We start from the raw sequence: 19,862 nt of genomic DNA on the forward strand, positions 1-19,862 counted from the left end.
TATGTCGCAAGGAAGTGCCGCAAACCTTGGGTTGCAGGACGCACCGTTGAGCAGCGCGTTCCGCCAGACGTGGCAGCAATGGCAACAGGACTGGGTGCAATTGCCCAAGGACAGCGAGGACGAAGCCGTGCTGGTGGACACTGTGGTCGAACTGTCCACGCAAGCGTCGCAGCGGTTGTGGCGCACCGCTTATGCGCGGGTTGGTGATTCGGCGACCGAGCAGGTCAAGGCGCTGGTCTATGCGTTCGTCGCACTGGTCGACGAAACCCTGCTGTTCACGCCATGGCCCGGACAGTCGGCGTGGCAGGACAAACCTTTGGAGTCGCGTCTGTATTCCAGTCGTCAGGCCGGCGAGCAAGTGCCGGCGGCGATTCAGACATTGCTCGATGAACAGCAACCGACCAACCGCGATCTGGCCAACGTTTATCTGCAGTGCCTGATTCTCGGTTTCCATGGGCGTTTGCGCGGTGAACACAGCCAGGCGCAACTGGAGAAGTGGCGGCTGGCGCTGTACACCTTTGCCTGGCAGGACGAGGCCAGTTATGCCGATGTCAGTCAGCGTCTGGTGCAACCGTCGTTGACCACGCCATTGCAACTGCCGGTGCGCACGGCGCTGCCGGACGGCTTTCGCCTGGCACTGGGGATTCTGGCGATGGTGCTGTTGCTGACCGGGCTTGGCCAGTTCCTCTGGCGTGACATTCGTTCGGAGCTGGACCCGGTGTTGCAGATCATCGACTCGGTGGCGCCAGCGGAGCAAGACTCATGAGTACCCTGACAATAGTCGCGTGGGTGGTTGCGCTGCTACTGGTCGTGGTGATCATCGCTGTGGCGGTATGGTGGCTACGCACCCAGAGTGGCGCAGCGATCCGCAGTTTCTACGCAGCCGTGCGGCAAATGGAGCAGGAGCAGGGCAGTCACGATCGCTATCAGATGCCATGGCTGCTGATGCTCGGCGACGAAACCCAGGGCACGCAACTGGTCAGTGAATGGCGTCTGCAACCGACCGACAAACCGGCGTGGTTCGGCCGCTGGTGGTCGGACCCGGAAGGCGCTGTGCTGGTGGTGCCGCAGGCGTTGTTTCTGCCCGACGACGGTATGCATTTGCAGCGTGGCGGCTGGTGGCGATTGCTCGGTCTGATCCTGCGGATACGCAGCAAACGGCCGCTGGACGGGGTGGTCTGGCTGGTGCCGGTCAGTCGCCTGAGTAATCTCGAACAGGCTGCCAGCCTCGGTCTGGCTGCGCGTCGACGCTTCATCGATCTATTGCAACGTTTTGGCCTGAGTGTGCCGGTATACGTGATCATCACCGGACTTGAAGAGCTGCCAGGGTTTCAGGAACTGATCAGTGCGCTGCCCGAAGAGGCCCGCGAACGTACCCTTGGCTGGTCGTCGCCTTATTCGCGCGATGCGGTATGGCAAGGGCAATGGAGCGATCAGGCGCTTGATCGCATCCATCGTGCTGTGGCGGAAGCCATCATCGAAATCGGCACCTTGTCCGGCCAGTTGAGCGCCGATCTGTACGCCTTGCCGGAGCGTCTGGAAACCTTGCGACGTGGTTTGCAGAGTGTCCTGGAACCGGTATTTCAAGGCAACGCTCAGGGTGAAGCACCGTGTTTTCGCGGTGTCTATTTCAGCGCCAGTCAGGCCTCGGAGGATGCCAAGGATGGATTCTCCGCCGACGACAGCGGCTTGCAACAAAGTGTGTTCGTGCGCCAGTTGTGGCGTCAGCGCCTGGTCGGCGAGCGCGGGTTGGCGCAAGGCGTGCCGCGCCTGCTGCGTTTGCGCCAGCGCTGGCAGCGGCTGACGGCCGGCGTGGCGCTGGTGATCGGGGTTATCTGGGCCGTGACGATGCTTTGGGTCTGGCACGTGTCGGTCAAGGATGCCCACGAACTGGCGCGGCAGATGCAGGGCGCGCAAAAGAGCTACGTGGCGATCAGCGATGAGGCGCAGCGAGTCGACTCGACCCGGCGTAACGTGCAGACCTTCTGGCGTGTGCTGGAGCGTGCGCCGCACTGGAACTATGTGTCTCTGGTGTTTCCGACGTCGTGGTTTTCCTCGCTGGACAATCAGCTTGAGCAGCAAGTGTTGCAGTCCACCCAGCGCCACATCATGGTGCCGCTGCATGACCTGTTGAACGCGCAACTGGCGCAGATCAAGGCGATCCGCAGCACCGATCGGCGCAGCACTATCGAAAGCGACGACCCGACGCAGTGGCAGAACTATCTGAAGGCGAACGATCTGGTGGATCGGGCCTTGCGTCTGGAACAGCAGAACCAGTTGTTCAATCAAGTGCAGAACAACCCGCGCGCACCGCTGGACGACCTGGTGCAACTGAGCAACAACGCGCTGTCGCTGAACCTCAACACGGGCACCTTGCCCTTTGCCGCGTTCTACAATCGGCTGCTCGTGGCCGGGGAAGACGGCAGCTTGCAGGCGCTTGATCTGAGCGTCGACCGGCCGCAGATCGTCAGCAACTTTTCCGGATTGATGCAGCGCTGGCTGGATCAGTATTTCCTCGCCGACAACTTTGTCAGCAAGGCCGGCTATCTCAAATTGCATCTGGATCAGTTGCACGCCGGCAGTGGCAACAGCCTGAGCGAGCTGGAAGACCTGACCGCGCTGGTCGACGATCTGCAAGCGGCGATCGCCCTGACCAATTCGACGTGGAGTCGCGGCAAGGGCCAGGAACTGGTGCCGGGTTATCGCGACTTTCTCACCAAGGTCGGCAAGAGTACGTTGCTGGGAACGCAGGTCGAGCAAGACCTCGACACACAAGCGACACGCCTGCAGCAGAGTTTCCGCGATCAATGGATCGCCCAGATCGGTTCGCGGGACAACCTGCTGGTGCAGCAAGCCAGCGGGCAACTGGCCTTGCAGGAACAAGTGATCAAGCTGGATAACGCGATACAGGCGCTGTTCAAGCGTGAATTCGTATCGGTCGCCCTGCGCGACAGCGAAGACAACGTCAACCTGCAAGGCCAGACCGTAGACGGCGATGACCTCAATGAATCGTTGAAGTATTTTGCCGACTACAACAGCTACATCGCCGAAGAGCTGCCGCGGATTCCACCGGACTTTCGCATAGCACTGTTGAAAACCGCCGAGCGCGCCGCTGCTCAAGCGATGTGGTTGAGCCTCAAGGACCACAACGACCAGGCGCACCCTTACGCCGTGTTCAACGTCCAGGCCGAGCAAGCCATGGCCCTGCAGAAGGCTTTTGTCGAGGTGCACCGCGCGGATCTCGCCACGCGCCTGCAAGCGGCGCTCAACCGCCGCGCGATGGCGCAGATTACCGGTGGTATCGAGGAAATCACCGCACAGCCGCTGTTCGGTGGCCGTGCCGAAATCAGCCAGTGGGACGGTTCGAAAAACCTCGGCTTGCAGTTGTTCGGCGCCAGCGATGTGCAGGATCTGAAGCTGAGCCTCAAACAGCAATTCAACACGATGCTCGGCATCACTGAGCGGCGCACGTCTTCGTTGCAGTGGTTGACGACGCAGCAAGCCAATCTCTCGGCACTGGATTACGAACGCGTGACCCAGTTCAGCGCACTGAACGATGAACTGCGTAAATACAAAGAAGCGAATCCGGCCAGTTCGCCGGCGCAGATCGAGCAACTCGTCAGCCGTGATTTCATTGAAATGGACGTCAATTCCTGCCTGCAAATGTTGCAGACCGCCAACGTTGCCGGCGGGCGTGGCACGTTGGCGATGCGCGCGGTGGAGCTGCAACAGGAAGCCATGCAGCGTTGCCAGCAGCTGCAAGTACAGCAGGCGGCAGCCGCGTGGAATGAGCTGGCGAACTACTTCAATCAATATCTGGCTGACCGGTTTCCCTTCGCCAACGGCGTGCAGATGCCAGATGCCGACCCGGCGCGGGTGCAGTATTTGCTGGAGCTGATCGACAAGCGCCTGCCGGTCGCTCAGGCCGGACTGGCCAACAATCAGACACCGGAGCGCGTGGCCGCAGCGGACTTTCTCAATCGTTTGAAGCAGGCCAGTACCTGGCTGACGCCGCTGTTCGTACGCGACAAGAGCGGCATCCTCGGCGTCGAGCTGGACGTGCGCTGGCGCACCGATCGCGATAATGAGCAGGGTGCCGATCAAGTGATTGCCTGGGGTTTGCTGGCGGGCAGTCAGCAGATCAACTACCCGGTCGCGGCCGAGCAGTCGAGTTTGCGCTGGATGGTCGGTCAACCCATCCGCCTGACCCTGCGCTGGGCACGCAACGGCAAGGAGCGCCCGGTCAACGATCCACAGCAGCCGAATCTGGTGGTGCGCGATCTGGAGGCTGGTTGGGAGTATGGCGGGCCATGGTCGTTGCTGCGGATGATGCGCGCGCACTTTTCGGTGCAGCGGCAGCCGAGCATGGATTACACCGACTTCCCGCTGACCCTGCGCCTGCCGGTGACCGCTGCGACCGACAGCGTCACCAGCGAATTCACCCGCATGTTCGTGCGCTTGTCACTGATGAGCCAAGGCTCGAAATTGCCGCTGTCGATTGCACCGTTGCCCACCCGTGCGCCGCGCTCACCGTTTCAGCTGACCGGCAGCACCGCCGCCCTTGAATCGCAGAAGGATGACCTGTGAGCCTGCCCTCGACCGCTGTGCCAGACCTGATTGATCAACTGCTCGCGCCGATCAGCGCGGATGCCCCCTGCGGCGTCGATTTGCGCTATGAGCGTGAGTTCGATCAGTTGCGCGACTTGCGCCGCGAAGATGATGCCAGCCTGCCGACCGGGGTCTGGCAGTCGACACTGAAGCGGGCGAACTGGCCGGAGGTGGAGAAGCTCACCACTGCTTTATTGCTCGAGCGCAGCAAGGACTTGATGCTCAGCGCCTGGCTCGGCGAAGCGTGGCTGCACCTGCAAGCACTGGACGGTTTGCCCGGCAGCCTGGCGCTGATCGCGGGTTTGTGTGAGCGCTTCCCCGAGCATTTGCATCCGCAAGCCGAGGAGGGCGATCAGTCGTGGCGCGTGATTCCGCTGGAATGGCTGGTGCGTCGCTACAGTGAAGTGTTGCTCACCCGCGTGCCGCTGTTCGGCACGCGCAACAGCGATTTTGAAGCCTATACCCTCGAAGTCTGGCGTCGTTTGCAGATTCAACAGGTGCAGGTCAACGACAGCAAGAATGCCAAAAGCTCGGCAGAAACTGCACGCAATGAACAGAAAAAACTCAGCGACCAGATCCGTGCCACACCGCTGGCATTCTGGTTGCGCACCCAGGGCAACCTGCTGCTGAGCTTGCAACACCTGCAACGGCTCGACAGCTGGAGCGATGCTTATCTGGGTGAGCAAGGCCCGGGATTGCGTCCCTTGCAGGACATCATTCAAGCGCTGCTGAAGCTGGTTCAGGAGTTTATCGCCATGCACCCACAACAACCGGCAGCACCGGCACCCGTGGTCGAAACCCCCGTCACCCTGCCGCAGTCTGAAGAGCCAGCGCCGGTTGCCCAGGTATTTCGCGAACCGGCCAATCGCGAGGAGGCGTATCGGCAATTGCTGTTGATCGCCGAATACCTGGCCCGCACGGAACCTCACAGTCCCGTGCCCTATCTGATCCGTCGCGGCGTCGAGTGGGGAAATAAACCGTTGAGCGAGTTGCTGGGTGAATTGATCAGCGCCGACGCGGAATCACGGCGCCTGTGGACGTTGCTTGGGGTGCTTTAGTGCACGCGCTGGTTGCTGAGTTTCGGTGGTAGCGCAATGGGCGTCAGTACCGGCTCGCCGGAGAAGAACGCCACGAGGTTTTTGCCTACCAGTTCGACCGTGCCTTGCGTTGCTTCCGGTGACAGACCGGCGACGTGTGGTGTCAGCAGCACGTTGCTCAGGGTTTTCAGCGCATCCGGCACTTGCGGCTCGTGATCGAATACATCGAGCGCGGCACCGGCAATTCTGCGTTGTTCGAGGGCAGTGATCAGATCCGCCGTAGCAATGACGCTGGCGCGGGCAATGTTGACGATGAAGCCTTTCGGCCCGAGCGCATCGAGCACCGCGCGGGTGACCAGATGTTGGGTGCCAATGCCACCGGGCGTGGCGACAATCAGAAAGTCCGAGGCACGGGCCAGTTCGGTCGGCGTCGAGCAGAACGCATAAGGCACATCGCTACGCACCTGGCGGCTGTGGTAGCTGATTTCCATGTCGAAGCCGAGGTTCGCGCGTTTGGCGATCGCCAGGCCCACTGCGCCCAGCCCGAGAATCCCCAAGCGTTTGCCGGCCAGTGACGGGCGCATGATCTTCGGCCATTCACCCCGGCGTACGGCGGCATCACAACGCGGGATATCCCGTACCAGCGCCAACAACATCGCCATCGCATGGTCGGCCACCGATGAGGCGTTGACCCCGGCGCCGTTGGTGACGGTAATGCCACGGTTGCTGGCGGCCTGCAGGTCGACGTGTTCGTAGCCGGCGCCGATGACGGTAATGATCTTCAGCGCGGGCAGGGCGGCGATTTCTTCGGCGGTGAGGCCCAGCGGACCGCGGGTCAGCACCGCGTCGATGCGACTGCCCTGGGAGGCAATGGCGTGCGCACGTTCAGCGGGCGTGGGGGCGAGAATCAGGTGAAAGCCCTGATGTTCGAGAATCGGCAAATAGTCATTGATGGTTTCAACCAGTACCAGAACGGTTGCGGGCATTGCGCGGCTCCTGTGAACGTCGGCGGGTTGGTCGCGAAAATCGTTTCAGAGTGCTGAATCCGCAGCGACTTGGCAATCGTTGTCATTCGCGCAGTGGTGCTTTGATTCTGGACGGCTTCGGGCAAGAAGCAAGGGTTGGCAGCACACCGGTGATCCGGTGCGCTGTCGGCATCATCGGCCCGCTTGGGCTTTGGCTTGTTCAGCCATCGCGATCGGCTTGAAATCGTAGGTCGGATAGAACTCGGTGCGGTAACTGCCCCAGGCAGTGTTTTCCAGCGCAAGGTTCACTTCTGCCAGACGCGAGACAGGAAAACGCACGGTAACGACTTGGCCAATTCCCATCATGATGTTCCAGCTCACCACCTCGACTCCGGCCGGGGGAAAGGTTTTATGGAAACCCTGTTGTGCGAGCTGGGCCTTGAGTTCACTTAACGGTCGGGTTTGATCATGTTTCAGAAAAACGGTCAGCATCATCGCGTTGTCGGCAGTGGCGACGGCATTTTTTGCGGGTTGACTGGCGGCTTGTGCGTTGACCCCGGCGCAATACACCGAAGAGGCCAGCAACGTCGACATCAGCAGGGTTTTAAGTGACTTTTGCATATCGAACTCCTGGTTTTATTGTTTGATGGCGGACCTGGTTTCTACGGTTCCGGTATACGGCTCGTGAACAACGTGAATACGTACGAGTGGGTTGTTGTCGGTCATGTCTCGCGGCACTTCCCGGGAATATGTGAATTCTCGGTCATTCAATGTTTCCAGGCGCCTGACTACGGTTTTGGTCGGCCCGATATCGGGGACAAGAATGTGCTGTTGCTGATCGCCGGTGACAAAGAAATAACCGCCACCACCCTTGTTGTACTTTGACTCACCTGTATCGGTGTAAAAGAACTCATATCGATTGCGCTCGGGATCCCACGTCGATATACCGACAACGCCGGGGTACTTTGCCTTGACGTCGGTTTCAGGGGCGCCGTCGACATAGACCTTGGTCGTCAGCCATCGCGGCGAGGAGGCCAGTTGGTGCACGTTTGCCGTTTGGGCAGCGCTGACGTGGGGGATAAACAGCGCTGCGAGTAACAGACCGATAATCATGTTCTTGTGCATGCGATCTCCTCTATATCAACTTGAGAATAATTTTCTGTTGGTTATTCGTGTTCAGGGCGTAAAAAATATAGCCCTCGTCTGGAAGGTTGTTCAATAGTCAGGTAGTTGCTTGTAACAAATGGCTTGTTTTCTATTTTCAAGTAATATTTTGTGATAGTTGTTTTGAGGTGTGCAAGTTGTAGGGTTATTCTGAATTGTCGATAAGTTATGTACTTGTTTGTAGGTGATATCTGTCATTCGGTTCGTGGTTGAGTTAGTTGGTTACACGTTATTGCAGGAAAACCGATGGGGTTACAAATGGCTGATTGACGCAACCTCAGGAGATCAGGTTGCGTCAATTTCGGGGGCGCTTTTCTAGAATGTCACTTCAGCGCTGTTGATTAAACGCGCGAAGGCAGCGCCGAGGGTTGCGTTGTGATGCTGGATGATTGTTGCGGCCGGTAGCGCGGCAGTGTCCATGCAGGTGTGGGCGTCAACGACCAGCAATGGCTTGAAACCGAGGTCTGCGGCGGCGCGGCAAGTGCTGTCGATGCAGAACTGGCTTTTCATGCCGACGATATAAAGGTCATCGACTTGCGCGGATTCGAGTTGCCGAGCCAATTGAGTGCCATGAAAGGCATTCGGGCGGGATTTGTCGAAGAGGGTGTCGAGATCAGCGTCCAGTTCAAGCGCTGGCAGCAATTGCCAGAATGGGCTGCCAGCGGCAATCGGTGAGCCTTCCGGGCCAGTGTGGCGTACGGCGAAGATTGGCACTTGGCTCACGCGGGCCTGAGCGATCAGGCGCTGGATATTGGCCAGAATCCGTTCGCCGTCGCAGGGCTTTTCCGGACCATGGAACAGGCCGACCTGCATATCGATGATCAATAGTGCTGCGGGCATGGTGCTTCTCCTTGAGTGCTGCAGATGCCGCACGGACGGGAGAAACAACAAGGCCCCGTCCATTGCTGGCGGGGCCTTGGGTTTGCTGCGCTGGATTTACCTCAGACAGAAACACCACGACCCGCCGGTGGCGGTCGTGGTGGTACGGGTGAGTTGCAGCGCGCGAAAGTTCATGGGCCGATCATGCTGGCGCTGATACCGGGCTGTCAATGAGCGGATCAAGTGACGTACTGCGCGACGCCATTGCCGAATGACCAGTTCTCTTTTTTTACCTCGACCAGATTGATGAAGACGTCTTCCAGGCGCACCGCCAGTTGGGTGTGCAGGCTTTCGGCGATGGTTTTGAACAGCAACTGTTTTTTCTCTATCGAGCGCCCTTCGCTGATGGTGATCTGAATGAACACCACGCCGTCGCTGCGCTGGATTCCCAGATACTGCGGGTCATAGACGAAATGCTGGCTGTCGTGCTCGGTGAGGATCTGAAAGTTGTCGTGCTCCGGCACATCGATACAACTGCGCAGGGCGGAATAAATCTGCTCGCCGATGCGTTTGGCGAAAGTGGGGTCGGGGTTTTGTTTGATGTCGATGCGAACGAGGGGCATGGGCAGAGACTCTGGGGGAGGGGACTCATTCACGCTAGAACATATCAACCAAATTGAAAGTGTGGGGTGATGACCTCCTTGCTGTTTTTGTATGAGGCTACCTACGAAACTCGCGGATTTTACCTACGCATTTGGCAGAGCCATCTGCTATCGGGCAGACGGTTAACGCGAAATCATGGGGCAGCAATGGGAGGTGGTCCAGGATGGAAAAACTTCCCGAGCGTTAACTGTCAGCAGCCAAGGAAGGTTCATGCATCTGGATGACCACAAAAATGTGGAACTCGAAAGGCTACAAACGGAAACCCAAAAGCTCGGCGCGGAGAGGCGCAAGCTTTTGGCGGAGGAAGCAAAACTGAAACTTGAGACTTTCTTGTATCCCCTTGTGGTGGGGGCTGGGGCATTAACTGCAATTGCCACCGCCGTTGGGCTTTATTTGAAGCTGTAAGAGAGCGCAGCAGGTTGCAGTTGCGCATGCGTGTTGATTCAGAGCACCAAAAAAAGGGAAGGGGGCAGTATGAGCACAGAGGAAAGCAGAGCCAGGATAAACCGACTGTATCAAGAGGAGTTTGAGTTCAGAGAAGCCATGAAGCCCTTTCGCAAAGCCGAAAGGCGTGAAACGGTTTTGCTGTTTAGCCTTGGAATGTTGATGGGCGCGGTGGGGATCGCTTTCGTGATGGTGTTGGCTCGAACCATCTGAATACCCTTGCATGTGCCTGTTAACGACATCATGAATACCTGTTTACGACAGATAATTTCCCGAAAACGACGCCAAACGGATCTGCTCCGCACAACCATTCCTCAGCTAAGTCTTTGCTTCTGCTCATTTATCGCGGAGAATCGCGCCCCTGTTTCGGCCGGAGCATGTCTGTCGGTTTTTTCCGACGCGTCCTGACCGAGTGGCAAGTGACCGGAATGCGGAGATCCGACCGGATGAATGATCAGGCCAATAGCGTCGAAGAGCGCTTTGATGCAGCAGCACCCGCTGAACTTTCGAGCTGGAATCGCCAGGACACCACCTGGATGTTGGGACTGTTTGGGACGGCCATCGGCGCCGGCACCCTGTTTCTGCCGATCAACGCAGGTCTGGGTGGCTTCTGGCCGCTGGTGATCCTCGCGCTGCTGGCGTTCCCGATGACGTTCTACGCCCACCGTGGCCTGACCCGCTTTGTGCTTTCCGGTCGTGAAGGCGCTGATATCACGGAAGTGGTCGAGCAGCATTTCGGCATCAAGGCCGGCGCGCTGATCACCTTGCTGTACTTCTTCGCCATTTTCCCGATCCTGCTGATCTATAGCGTCGGTCTGACCAATACGGTCGCCAGTTTCCTCGAACATCAGTTGCACATCACGCCGCCTCCGCGTGCGTTGCTGTCGTTCGTGCTGATCCTCGGTTTGCTGGCGGTGGTGCGGTGCGGTGAGCAGGCGATCGTCAAGGCGATGAGCCTGATGGTTTACCCGTTTATCGTCGCGCTGTTATTTCTCGCGGTGTACCTGATTCCACACTGGAACGGCGGCATTCTCGCCACCGCTTCGCACGTGCCGGCACCGTCCGCGCTGCTGCACACGTTGTGGCTGGCGATTCCGGTGATGGTGTTCTCGTTCAACCATTCGCCGATCATTTCGGCGTTTGCGGTCGATCAGAAGCGTCGCTATGGCGAGCATGCTGAAGAGCGCAGCTCGCAGATCCTGTCCCGCGCACACCTGCTGATGGTGGCGATGGTGCTGTTCTTCGTCTTCAGCTGCGTGTTGACCCTGACGCCTGAACAACTCGCGGAAGCCAAGGCGCAGAACCTGTCGATCCTGTCGTACCTGGCCAACCATTTCAGCAATCCGACCATTGCCTTCGCAGCACCGTTGATTGCGTTTGTGGCGATCTCCAAGTCCTTCCTCGGTCACTACATCGGTGCCAGCGAAGGTCTCAAAGGTCTGATCGTCAAGAGCGGCAAACGTCCGGGCGCCAAGGCACTGGACCGTATTGTGGCGGCGTTCATGCTGGTGGTGTGCTGGATCGTGGCGACCCTGAACCCAAGCATTCTGGGCATGATCGAAACGATCGGCGGCCCGGTGATCGCGGCGATTCTGTTCCTGATGCCGATGTACGCCATTCGCAAGGTGCCAGCAATGGCGCGTTATCGTGGTCAGGCGTCCAATGTGTTTGTCACTGCAGTAGGTCTGGTGGCGATTTCGGCGCTGATTTATTCGCTGACCGCGTAAACCACAACTCCAGAGACTCAGCTACAGTGGCCGCTGCATACGGTGTATGCAGCGGCTTTTTTTCGTCTGGAGACATTGGATTGTCGAGCGCCCCGCAACCTGTTGAACCACCCAGTCGCTGGCGGGATGTGCTGGCCGGCCTATCGATAGCCGGCCTCTTGCTGCCCGAAGCGGTGGCGTATTCGACCATCGCCGCGCTGGCACCTCAGGCCGGGGTGATTGCTTTGTTCGCCGGGTTAATCTGCTACGGGGTGTTCGGCACCAGCCGCTTTGCGATTGTCTCGGCCACTTCCTCTTCGGCCGCAGTGCTGGCGGCGGCGACGGCAACGCTGGCCAATGGTGACCCGCAGTTGCGCTCCACGTTGGCGGTTGGCCTGGTCTTGGTCGCGGGTGTGTTGTTTTTGCTGGCCGGGGCCTTTCGTTTGGGCAGTGTCACGTCCTTCATCGCCAAACCGGTTTTGCGTGGATTCGCCTTCGGTCTGGCGCTGACCATCATTCTCAAGCAGGTCGCCAGTGTGGTCGGCGTGCATCTGACCGACGCCAATCTGGTGCGTTTCGCCCCGCAACTGCTTGAGCAACTGCCGCAATGGAACTGGCCGGCCGCAGGTGTCGCTGCCGTTGCACTGGTGCTGCTCGGGTTGTTTTCACGATTCCCTCGTCTACCCGGTGGCTTGCTGGTGGTAATGATCGGCATCGCCGCCGGGCAATGGCTGAACCTGCCAGCGCATGGTGTGAAGATGATCGGCATTATCGACCTCAGCCTGGACGTCCCCAACCTGCCGGTGCTGCCTTTCGCCGACTGGCTACGGCTGGGGGAGGTGGGGTTTGCGTTGGTGATGATTCTGTATGCGGAGTCTTACGGGTCGATCAGTTCCTACGCGCTCAAGCATGGCGACCGCGTCACTTCAAACCGTGATCTGTTGGCGCTGGGAGCGTCGAACCTGCTCTCCGGGTTGTTTCATGGCATGCCGGCAGGGGCAGGGTACTCGGCGACCTCGGCAAATGAAGCCGCAGGGGCGACGTCTCGCTGGGCCGGCGGGGTAGCTGCGTTGGTGGTGTTGATCATCGTGCTGACGGTGTTGCCATGGATTGCCCTGACGCCGGAGCCGGTTCTCGCCGCGATTGTCATGCATGCATTGGGTCGCGGTTTGAGTTTGCAGCCGCTGGGCCGTTACTTCATCTGGCGCCGGGATCGTGTGCTGGTGATCTGTGCGGTCTCGGCCGTTTTGATGTTGGGCGTGCTGGACGGCTTGCTGGTCTCGGTGGCGATCAGTGTGCTGTTGATGCTCAAACAGATGTCGGCAGCGGATATTCAAGTATTGGGACGGATTGATGGCGGGCACGACTTTGTCGATGTACTGCGTCATCCCATTGCGCAAGCGGAGCCCGGCGTACTGATCATTCGGCCGAGTGAAGCGTTGTTTTTTGCCAACGTTGAACGAATTCTGGGGGCGGCGCTGCGACTGATCCGCCATGCAGAGGTGCCGGTGCACACGGTGATTCTGAGTCTTGAGGAGACGCCTGACCTGGATGGCACCAGTATTGAGGCGATGCAGGAGTTTTTCCTGCGAGTGCATCAGGAAGGCAAGCGATTGATTCTGGCGCGGCTCAAGCATGAAGCGCTGACGGTGTTGGACGCATTGCCTGAAGTGCAGGCCAACGGTGTGATCCTCAGCGGTTTGAGCGTCGATGGCGCCGTGCAGAAAGCCCTCAAACCAGACCCCAAGGCATAAAAAAACGCCGCTCATCTCACGATGGGCGGCGTTTTTCATTGCGTTGTAACGTTAGGCTTGAACGACCGGGATGTTGGCGTTCGCAGCAGCTTCACGGAACTCGGCGATCTGGTCGAAGGACAGGTAGCGGTAGATATCGGCCGCCATGCTGTCGATCTTGCCAGCGTATTCCATGTACTCCTCGACGGTCGGCAGGCGACCCAGGATCGAAGCAACGGACGCCAGCTCAGCCGAAGCCAGGTAGACGTTCGCGCCGTCGCCCAGACGGTTCGGGAAGTTACGGGTCGACGTCGACACCACGGTGCTGTTCGGCTCAACGCGTGCCTGGTTACCCATGCACAGCGAGCAGCCTGGCATTTCCATGCGTGCGCCAGCCTTGCCGTAGATGCCGTAGTAGCCTTCTTCGGTCAGTTGGTGAGCGTCCATCTTGGTCGGCGGCGACAGCCACAGACGGGTTGGCAGCTGACCCTTGACCTGATCCAGCAGTTTACCGGCAGCGCGGAAGTGACCAATGTTGGTCATGCACGAACCGATGAACACTTCGTCGATCTTCTCGCCAGCAACGCTGGACAGCAGACGGGCGTCGTCCGGGTCGTTCGGCGCGCACAGTACCGGCTCGCTGATGTCGGCCAGATCGATTTCGATGACTTCGGCGTATTCGGCGTCGGCATCGGCTTCCATCAGTTCCGGGTTGGCAACCCAGGCTTCCATCGCTTGAGCACGACGTTCCAGGGTACGCGCGTCGCCGTAGCCTTCGCCGATCATCCAGCGCAGCAGGGTGATGTTGGAGTTCAGGTACTCGGTGATCGACTCTTTCGACAGCTTGATGGTGCAACCGGCAGCCGAACGTTCGGCCGAGGCGTCGGACAGTTCGAACGCTTGCTCCAGGGTCAGACCTTCCAGACCTTCGATTTCCAGGATGCGACCGGAGAAGGCGTTTTTCTTGCCTTTCTTCTCGACGGTCAGCAGACCGTTCTGGATGGCGAAGTACGGAATGGCATGAACCAGGTCACGCAGGGTGATGCCAGGCTTCATTTTGCCTTTGAAACGCACCAGGATCGATTCCGGCATGTCCAGCGGCATAACGCCGGTGGCCGCAGCAAACGCAACCAGACCGGAACCGGCCGGGAACGAAATGCCCATCGGGAAACGGGTGTGCGAGTCACCACCGGTACCGACGGTGTCCGGCAGCAGCATGCGGTTCAGCCACGAGTGGATGATGCCGTCGCCCGGACGCAGGGAAACGCCGCCGCGGGTCATGATGAAGTCAGGCAGGGTGTGGTGGGTGGTCACGTCGATCGGCTTTGGATAGGCCGCGGTGTGGCAGAACGACTGCATTACCAGATCAGCGGAGAAGCCCAGGCACGCCAGGTCTTTCAGTTCGTCACGGGTCATTGGACCGGTGGTGTCTTGAGAACCTACGGTGGTCATCTTCGGTTCGCAGTAGGTGCCAGGACGGATGCCTTTGCCTTCTGCCAGACCGCAAGCCTTGCCGACCATTTTCTGCGCCAGGGTGTAACCCTTGGTGCTTTCGATCGGAGCATCAGGCTTCTTGAACAGGTCGAACGGTGGCAGACCCAGTTCGGCGCGAGCCTTCTCGGTCAGGCCACGGCCGATGATCAGCGGGATACGGCCGCCGGCACGGACTTCGTCCAACAGCACCGGGGTTTTCATTTCGAAGGTGGTCAGAACTTCGTCGGTGCCGTGTTTGCAGACTTTGCCAGCATGCGGGTACAGGTCGATCACGTCGCCCATGTTCATGTTGGACACGTCGAACTCGATTGGCAGTGCGCCGGCATCTTCCATAGTGTTGTAGAAGATCGGAGCGATTTTGCTGCCGAAGCAGAAACCGCCAGCGCGCTTGTTCGGCACGTAAGGAACGTCGTCGCCGAAGAACCACAGTACCGAGTTGGTAGCGGATTTACGCGACGAACCGGTACCGACCACGTCACCGACGTAAGCGATCGGGAAGCCTTGACCGCGCATTTCTTCGATCTGCTTCATCGGGCCGATGGCGCCCTGCTGATCAGGAACGATGCCGTCACGGGCCATTTTCAGCATGGCCAGGGCGTGCAGCGGGATGTCTGGACGCGACCAGGCATCAGGAGCAGGGGAGAGGTCGTCGGTGTTGGTTTCGCCGGTAACCTTGAATACGCGCAGGCTGATCTTGTCGGCCAGGGTCGGGCGGTTCTTGAACCACTCGCCGTCAGCCCAGGACTGCAGCACGGCTTTAGCGTGAGCGTTGCCGTTCTTGGCCTTTTCCGCGACGTCGTGGAACGCATCGAACATCAGCAGGGTGTGCTTGAGTTGCGCGGCAGCGACTGGCGCCAGCTCGGCGTCGTCCAGCAGGTCAACCAGAGTGACGATGTTGTAGCCGCCCTGCATGGTGCCGAGCAGTTCTACAGCGCGCTTTTTGTCCAGCAGCGGGGAGGAAACTTCGCCCTTGGCCAGAGCAGACAGGAAACCGGCTTTAACGTAAGCAGCTTCGTCCACGCCTGGTGGAATGCGATTGGTGATCAGGTCAACGAGAAATTCTTCTTCGCCAGCCGGAGGGTTTTTCAGCAGCTCGACCAGGCCTGCTGTTTGTTCGGCGTTAAGCGGCTGGGGAACGATACCCAGGGCTGCACGCTCTTCGATATGTTTGCGGTAGGCTTCAAGCACAGTTATTACCCTCATCAGTGGTCCCAAATGGGTGTCCGGGACGCTCATCCCGAAATTGCCGTACTCATGCTCCTCACGACGTTGTGGGTCGTTCGGCCAGAATTACCGGCAATTCCTTACAGAAGCTGCTTTCAAAGTTTTACGCCTGCAGAACGGGGAGCTGATGAGGGTTGGCGCTGGATTCTTCCCCGCTGGAAAAATCCCTCGCCAACACCGCTCTGAAGGAACGACTGTGCTCGTGACGCTTTGAAAACAGCTTCTAACGGACATTGGCGCCTTAAAAGGCTGGCTGATTCTACGGCAAAAAAAATTTAAAGGTAAGTCGGGCTCTATTGGACTTTCGTGGCAATGCGCGCGGCCGGGGCAAACGCGCGGTGCGGCTGAGACCCTGATGTTTGAGGGGTGATCAATGCCTGACAAAGGGCTAACATGCCGACCTGTTCCGCGTTTCAGTGTTTTGCCTATCTTATGCCCAATCAGACCATCAAGACCCCCTGCGTCGGCCTCTGCTCCACTGTTTACGGTGATCTGGTGTGCCGTGGCTGCAAGCGTTTCCACCACGAAGTGATCCACTGGAATGGATATAACGAGGAGGAAAAACGCGCGGTGTGGCTGCGTCTGGAGCAATTGCTGTCACAAGTGATGGCGGCCAAGGTCGAGATTTTCGACTCGGCGCGCCTGCGCGAGCAGTTGGAACAGCGCAAGATCCGCTTCGTGCCGCATCAGTCGGAATATTGCTGGGCATATCAGCTGATTGCCCGTGGTGCGCGGGTGATCATTAATCTGGAAGCTTACGGAATGGTGTTGCTGCCGGAGTTTCGCGACTGGAGCCTGCCGGAATTGCGTGACGCCATTGATCGGGAATTTTTCCTGCTGTCGGAAGCGCACTACCAGCGCTACATCGCCCCGGGTTTTCTCAAGGACGCCTTCGGCGCCTGAAGGTCAAAAGATCGCAGCGTGCCGCAGCTCCTACATGGGAATGCGTTTCTACCTGTAGGAGCTGCCGAAGGCTGCGATCTTTTGATCTTTAATGTTTCACCGCCAGCTCCACCAGATGATCCTCAACCTCCTGCGGCTTGAGTACCAGCACATCGCTCTCCAGCGCATCCAGAATCACTTCCGCCGTATTGCCGATCAACGCCCCTGACAAACCGGTGCGTGCCACGGTGCCAATCACGGTCACCGCCGCCTGCAGCTTGTGCGCCATAAACGGGATCAACACATCCGCCGGGCCTTCTTCGATGTGCAGATGCTCATCATCGACATCGAACTCCGCCTGAAACGCCCGGCATTGCTCGCGATAACGCGCCGCGATGGTTTCGCTCAGTTGTAGCGTCGGGTCAGCCGCCGAGAGCATCGGCGATGGATGTGCCGCGATCACATGCAGATGCGCTTTCGCCAGACTGGCTATGTCGTAGCCATGATCAATGATCGTCGTGTGCAGATGCCGGTGTTCGCCGTCGGCATTGCCCACGTCAACGGCTGCCAGAATCACCTTGTCCTTCCACGAACCGGCGGTTTTCACCAGCAGCACCGGGGTAGGGCAGTGGCGCAGGAGTTTCCAGTCGGCCGGGGTCAGCAAGGCTTTTTTCAGCGAGCTGTCGGGGAAATGCTGCTTGATCACCAGCCCGCAACCCTCGGCCTGCTGCACATCGATGATGGTTTCGTGCAGGCTTTCATTCCATGCCTGTTCGGTGGTCACGCTGTAACCGTCGGCCAACAGCGCAGCTTTGAGCACGCCGAGCATGCCGGCGTGATCGTGCTTCTTGTCGCACACCAGCAGGTGCAGATGGGCCTGGGTCACGCCAGCGATCAACTTGGCGCGCTTGAGCGCCAGGCTTTCCGAATGTTCGGGTTCGATGACCACCAGAATGCTGCGAATGGCTTGCATGAGCGGAGTCTCCAGCAAAGAAAAGGCACGGCGTTGCACAACTATAGTTGCTGCTCGATCGTGCGCGACTTGATGCATATCAACGGTGGTGGCTGGTGGTCTGCGGGCAGGCCGGTATAATCGGCGCCCTTCGCTCGAACACCTTTTACCGTGAGCCCCATGATCCTTCCCGAAATCCACGAATTCCTTGGCTGCCGCACCCCCGACGCCTGGGTTCAGGCCGCACTGGCCGATCAGGAAACCCTGCTGATCGACCACAAGAACTGCGAGTTCAAGGCTGCCAGCACCGCCCTGAGCCTGATTGCCAAGTACCATTCCCACGTCGACCTGATCAACATGATGTCGCGTCTGGCCCGGGAAGAACTGGTGCACCACGAGCAGGTCATGCGCATCATGAAACGGCGCAAGATCGAACTGCGTCAGCTCCACGCCGGCCGTTATGCTTCGGGCTTGCGCAAGGTGGTGCGCAGCCATGAGCCGGTGAAACTGGTGGATACGCTGGTGGTTGGCGCATTTATCGAAGCGCGCAGTTGCGAGCGTTTCGAAGCGCTGGTACCGCATCTGGACGAAGAACTCGGCAAGTTCTACTTTGGTCTGCTGAAAAGCGAAGCGCGGCATTTTCAGGGTTATCTGAAACTCGCCTATCAGTACGGTGATGCGAAGGATATTGCTCAGGTCATCGACAAGGTCCGTGCCGCCGAGCAGGAACTGATCGAGTCGCCGGATGAAGAATTCCGCTTCCACAGCGGTGTGCCTGCATAAGATTTATAGTGTACTGCCCCAAAGTTGGTGACGGCAGTGAAAGTTGGCTGCTATTTGGTTTTTTATGAGAAGGGAACTCTGATGGTTAAGTATTATTTGGATGAAAGTGGGAATAGCGGTGATGTTCTGAGCCTGAAGAATGGACTAGGCTTCGCGGGACAACCGTTTTTTACCTTGGCTGCTGTTGGTTTGCGTGAGGTTGATTCAATAGAGTCAATCATAAATGCACTGAAGGCAAAGTATAAGGTTCAAGCAGCCGAGCTTAAAAGTACCAAGATTTACAAGGATAAGCCGGGATTTATACTTGATTTGGTAAAGGAGTTGGTAAAGGCAGGTGTTCCTTTTTTTGTAGAGGCTGTAGATAAGAGATATTATGTTTCAACTGCGATAGTCAATCATCAGGTTTTGCCGCCATATTTTACTGGTGATGAGTCAAATGCAGAAATGCAAAAGATGCGAAATTTCATCTCTGATCATATGGCTAGAGAAATGCCAGATCAATATTTTAATGACTTCTTCATGAGCTGCCGTAGTCCTACCGAAGAGTCAGTTCTGCGATCAATGGGTACTATAAAGTCCTTTTACGTAGGCGAAGATTGCTTTGGAGAATATAAGCAGTTCGCTGAGCATATGGACTCCAGCGTAGAGGACTATCACGACCTCAAGAAGCAGTTGGGCGATAAAGCGATAAAAATGTTTGTTCCAATACCAGACAAGAACAAACGGGGAGAAGATGTTTATTTGCTTCCTCATGTGTCATCGCTAACTAATATTCTCGCACGAGTCAATGTTGCGCATGATCGTGATTTGTCAGGTGTAATTTTCGTACACGATAAACAAGATCATTTCGATGGCGCTCTGAATGATATAAAAGAGCTGATGTTGAATTTTTCTGCACCGGCCAATTCCCCACCGACACCTAATTCCGATTTTTCCTTCGTGGATGGAGTCGAACTAGAGTTTGCAGACTCCCTTAAGTCCATAGGTGTTCAGGTTGCCGATGTGTTGGCAGGGTTTACCAGTAGGTATTTTGCTGAGTTCTTCCGCCAGGATGGAGAGGTGGATGATATATATCATGAGATTTATAAAGAACTAATGGGCGGATTTGATAAGAAAACCAGCGTGGGGGTGAACCTTGTGATCCCTGCAACGATGCAGTGTGAGTTCGAAGCGTTTCATCAAACCGGGATCAGAAAACATCCCTCCCCCGAACAAGTGATTGAACGCATAGCACTTAATTTTTCGGGTATTTGAACCTCGATTGTTCTCGTTTCATGTCGGAGGACCTTTTCTAGGTTTTAGCAGGCGAGAGGGGGTTGTAGACTGATCGCCAACTGTTAAAAACTCTTAAGAGTATGAAACATCACCGAAAACCGGCCCCAGCGGCC

17 protein-coding genes are annotated in these 19,862 nt (G+C 57.8%); 10 read left to right on the forward strand and 7 right to left on the reverse strand.

What is annotated here, in order from left to right; all coding sequences use genetic code 11:
* Position 1 precedes the first annotated feature (1 nt).
* Genes U6037_RS10980 through tssA form a run of 3 tightly spaced genes read left to right on the forward strand, consistent with a single transcriptional unit; the run spans position 2 to position 5,666 of the window.
* On the forward strand, positions 2-766 hold the full coding sequence (locus U6037_RS10980; protein WP_322846753.1) for a DotU/TssL family secretion system protein: 765 nt from the start codon (positions 2-4) through the stop codon (positions 764-766).
* The gene (locus U6037_RS10985; protein WP_322846754.1) at positions 763-4,587 is read left to right on the forward strand and encodes a type VI secretion protein IcmF/TssM N-terminal domain-containing protein; all 3,825 of its coding nucleotides are present in this window, start codon (positions 763-765) and stop codon (positions 4,585-4,587) included. Before U6037_RS10980 ends, U6037_RS10985 begins: the two co-directional genes overlap by 4 nt.
* Positions 4,584-5,666: a type VI secretion system protein TssA gene (tssA, locus tag U6037_RS10990; RefSeq protein WP_322846755.1), complete on the forward strand. Its 1,083-nt coding sequence runs from the start codon at positions 4,584-4,586 to the stop codon at positions 5,664-5,666. Before U6037_RS10985 ends, tssA begins: the two co-directional genes overlap by 4 nt.
* Here tssA and U6037_RS10995 read toward each other — a convergent pair.
* From U6037_RS10995 to U6037_RS11015, 5 genes are all read right to left on the reverse strand, one after another.
* Entirely contained in the window at positions 5,663-6,631 is a 969-nt protein-coding gene (locus tag U6037_RS10995; protein WP_322846756.1) for a 2-hydroxyacid dehydrogenase, read from the reverse strand. The genes tssA and U6037_RS10995 overlap by 4 nt on opposite strands.
* A gap of 171 nt (positions 6,632-6,802) precedes the next feature.
* The gene (locus U6037_RS11000; RefSeq protein WP_322846757.1) at positions 6,803-7,231 is read right to left on the reverse strand and encodes a hypothetical protein; all 429 of its coding nucleotides are present in this window, start codon (positions 7,229-7,231) and stop codon (positions 6,803-6,805) included.
* Between the two features lie 15 nt (positions 7,232-7,246).
* A complete protein-coding gene (locus U6037_RS11005) occupies positions 7,247-7,735 on the reverse strand; it encodes a DUF4822 domain-containing protein (RefSeq protein WP_322846758.1) in 489 nt (162 codons plus the stop codon).
* Positions 7,736-8,089: 354 nt separating this feature from the next.
* On the reverse strand, positions 8,090-8,614 hold the full coding sequence (locus tag U6037_RS11010) for a cysteine hydrolase family protein (RefSeq protein WP_322846759.1): 525 nt from the start codon (positions 8,612-8,614) through the stop codon (positions 8,090-8,092).
* Positions 8,615-8,832: 218 nt separating this feature from the next.
* Positions 8,833-9,216, reverse strand: a complete 384-nt coding sequence (locus tag U6037_RS11015) for a tautomerase family protein (protein WP_127926760.1) — start codon at positions 9,214-9,216, stop codon at positions 8,833-8,835.
* Positions 9,217-9,466: 250 nt separating this feature from the next.
* Here U6037_RS11015 and U6037_RS11020 point away from each other — a divergent pair, with 250 nt between their 5' ends.
* From U6037_RS11020 to U6037_RS11035, 4 genes are all read left to right on the forward strand, one after another.
* Positions 9,467-9,661, forward strand: a complete 195-nt coding sequence (locus tag U6037_RS11020) for a hypothetical protein (protein WP_034152472.1) — start codon at positions 9,467-9,469, stop codon at positions 9,659-9,661.
* Between the two features lie 69 nt (positions 9,662-9,730).
* Positions 9,731-9,913 (forward strand): hypothetical protein, encoded by a 183-nt coding sequence (locus U6037_RS11025; RefSeq protein WP_150751816.1) that lies wholly within the window; start codon positions 9,731-9,733, stop codon positions 9,911-9,913.
* Between the two features lie 233 nt (positions 9,914-10,146).
* A complete protein-coding gene (locus U6037_RS11030; RefSeq protein ID WP_322847306.1) occupies positions 10,147-11,427 on the forward strand; it encodes an HAAAP family serine/threonine permease in 1,281 nt (426 codons plus the stop codon).
* A gap of 80 nt (positions 11,428-11,507) precedes the next feature.
* A complete protein-coding gene (locus tag U6037_RS11035) occupies positions 11,508-13,160 on the forward strand; it encodes a SulP family inorganic anion transporter (protein WP_322846760.1) in 1,653 nt (550 codons plus the stop codon).
* A gap of 51 nt (positions 13,161-13,211) precedes the next feature.
* On the opposite strand, the gene acnB is transcribed toward U6037_RS11035, so the two are convergent.
* Positions 13,212-15,821, reverse strand: coding sequence for a bifunctional aconitate hydratase 2/2-methylisocitrate dehydratase (gene acnB, locus U6037_RS11040; protein WP_026000438.1), 2,610 nt, complete (start codon positions 15,819-15,821; stop codon positions 13,212-13,214).
* Positions 15,822-16,289: 468 nt separating this feature from the next.
* Here acnB and U6037_RS11045 point away from each other — a divergent pair, with 468 nt between their 5' ends.
* Positions 16,290-16,760, forward strand: coding sequence for a DUF1289 domain-containing protein (locus tag U6037_RS11045; RefSeq protein ID WP_026000439.1), 471 nt, complete (start codon positions 16,290-16,292; stop codon positions 16,758-16,760).
* Positions 16,761-16,848: 88 nt separating this feature from the next.
* On the opposite strand, the gene U6037_RS11050 is transcribed toward U6037_RS11045, so the two are convergent.
* A complete protein-coding gene (locus tag U6037_RS11050; RefSeq protein ID WP_322846761.1) occupies positions 16,849-17,712 on the reverse strand; it encodes a universal stress protein in 864 nt (287 codons plus the stop codon).
* A 159-nt stretch (positions 17,713-17,871) separates the two neighbouring features.
* Here U6037_RS11050 and U6037_RS11055 point away from each other — a divergent pair, with 159 nt between their 5' ends.
* Together U6037_RS11055 and U6037_RS11060 are read left to right on the forward strand one after the other, a co-directional pair.
* Positions 17,872-18,474, forward strand: a complete 603-nt coding sequence (locus tag U6037_RS11055) for a tRNA-(ms[2]io[6]A)-hydroxylase (RefSeq protein WP_102902034.1) — start codon at positions 17,872-17,874, stop codon at positions 18,472-18,474.
* An 81-nt stretch (positions 18,475-18,555) separates the two neighbouring features.
* Positions 18,556-19,728 carry a DUF3800 domain-containing protein gene (locus U6037_RS11060; RefSeq protein ID WP_322846762.1) on the forward strand — a complete coding sequence of 391 codons (1,173 nt, stop codon included), beginning with the start codon at positions 18,556-18,558 and terminating at the stop codon, positions 19,726-19,728.
* Positions 19,729-19,862: the final 134 nt, after the last annotated feature.

The organism is Pseudomonas sp. B33.4 (assembly GCF_034555375.1).
GTDB lineage: Bacteria > Pseudomonadota > Gammaproteobacteria > Pseudomonadales > Pseudomonadaceae > Aquipseudomonas.

What these genes read in the sequence shown, in the direction of transcription:
- U6037_RS10980 (WP_322846753.1), top strand. Translation starts at nt 2, where the DNA reads ATGTCGCAAGGAAGTGCCGCAAACCTTGGGTTGCAGGACGCACCGTTG.
- U6037_RS10985 (WP_322846754.1), top strand. Translation starts at nt 763, where the DNA reads ATGAGTACCCTGACAATAGTCGCGTGGGTGGTTGCGCTGCTACTGGTC.
- U6037_RS10995 (WP_322846756.1), bottom strand. Translation starts at nt 6,631, where the DNA reads ATGCCCGCAACCGTTCTGGTACTGGTTGAAACCATCAATGACTATTTG.
- U6037_RS11000 (WP_322846757.1), bottom strand. Translation starts at nt 7,231, where the DNA reads ATGCAAAAGTCACTTAAAACCCTGCTGATGTCGACGTTGCTGGCCTCT.
- U6037_RS11005 (WP_322846758.1), bottom strand. Translation starts at nt 7,735, where the DNA reads ATGCACAAGAACATGATTATCGGTCTGTTACTCGCAGCGCTGTTTATC.
- U6037_RS11010 (WP_322846759.1), bottom strand. Translation starts at nt 8,614, where the DNA reads ATGCCCGCAGCACTATTGATCATCGATATGCAGGTCGGCCTGTTCCAT.
- U6037_RS11015 (WP_127926760.1), bottom strand. Translation starts at nt 9,216, where the DNA reads ATGCCCCTCGTTCGCATCGACATCAAACAAAACCCCGACCCCACTTTC.
- U6037_RS11020 (WP_034152472.1), top strand. Translation starts at nt 9,467, where the DNA reads ATGCATCTGGATGACCACAAAAATGTGGAACTCGAAAGGCTACAAACG.
- U6037_RS11025 (WP_150751816.1), top strand. Translation starts at nt 9,731, where the DNA reads ATGAGCACAGAGGAAAGCAGAGCCAGGATAAACCGACTGTATCAAGAG.
- U6037_RS11030 (WP_322847306.1), top strand. Translation starts at nt 10,147, where the DNA reads ATGAATGATCAGGCCAATAGCGTCGAAGAGCGCTTTGATGCAGCAGCA.
- U6037_RS11045 (WP_026000439.1), top strand. Translation starts at nt 16,290, where the DNA reads ATGCCCAATCAGACCATCAAGACCCCCTGCGTCGGCCTCTGCTCCACT.
- U6037_RS11050 (WP_322846761.1), bottom strand. Translation starts at nt 17,712, where the DNA reads ATGCAAGCCATTCGCAGCATTCTGGTGGTCATCGAACCCGAACATTCG.
- U6037_RS11055 (WP_102902034.1), top strand. Translation starts at nt 17,872, where the DNA reads ATGATCCTTCCCGAAATCCACGAATTCCTTGGCTGCCGCACCCCCGAC.
- U6037_RS11060 (WP_322846762.1), top strand. Translation starts at nt 18,556, where the DNA reads ATGGTTAAGTATTATTTGGATGAAAGTGGGAATAGCGGTGATGTTCTG.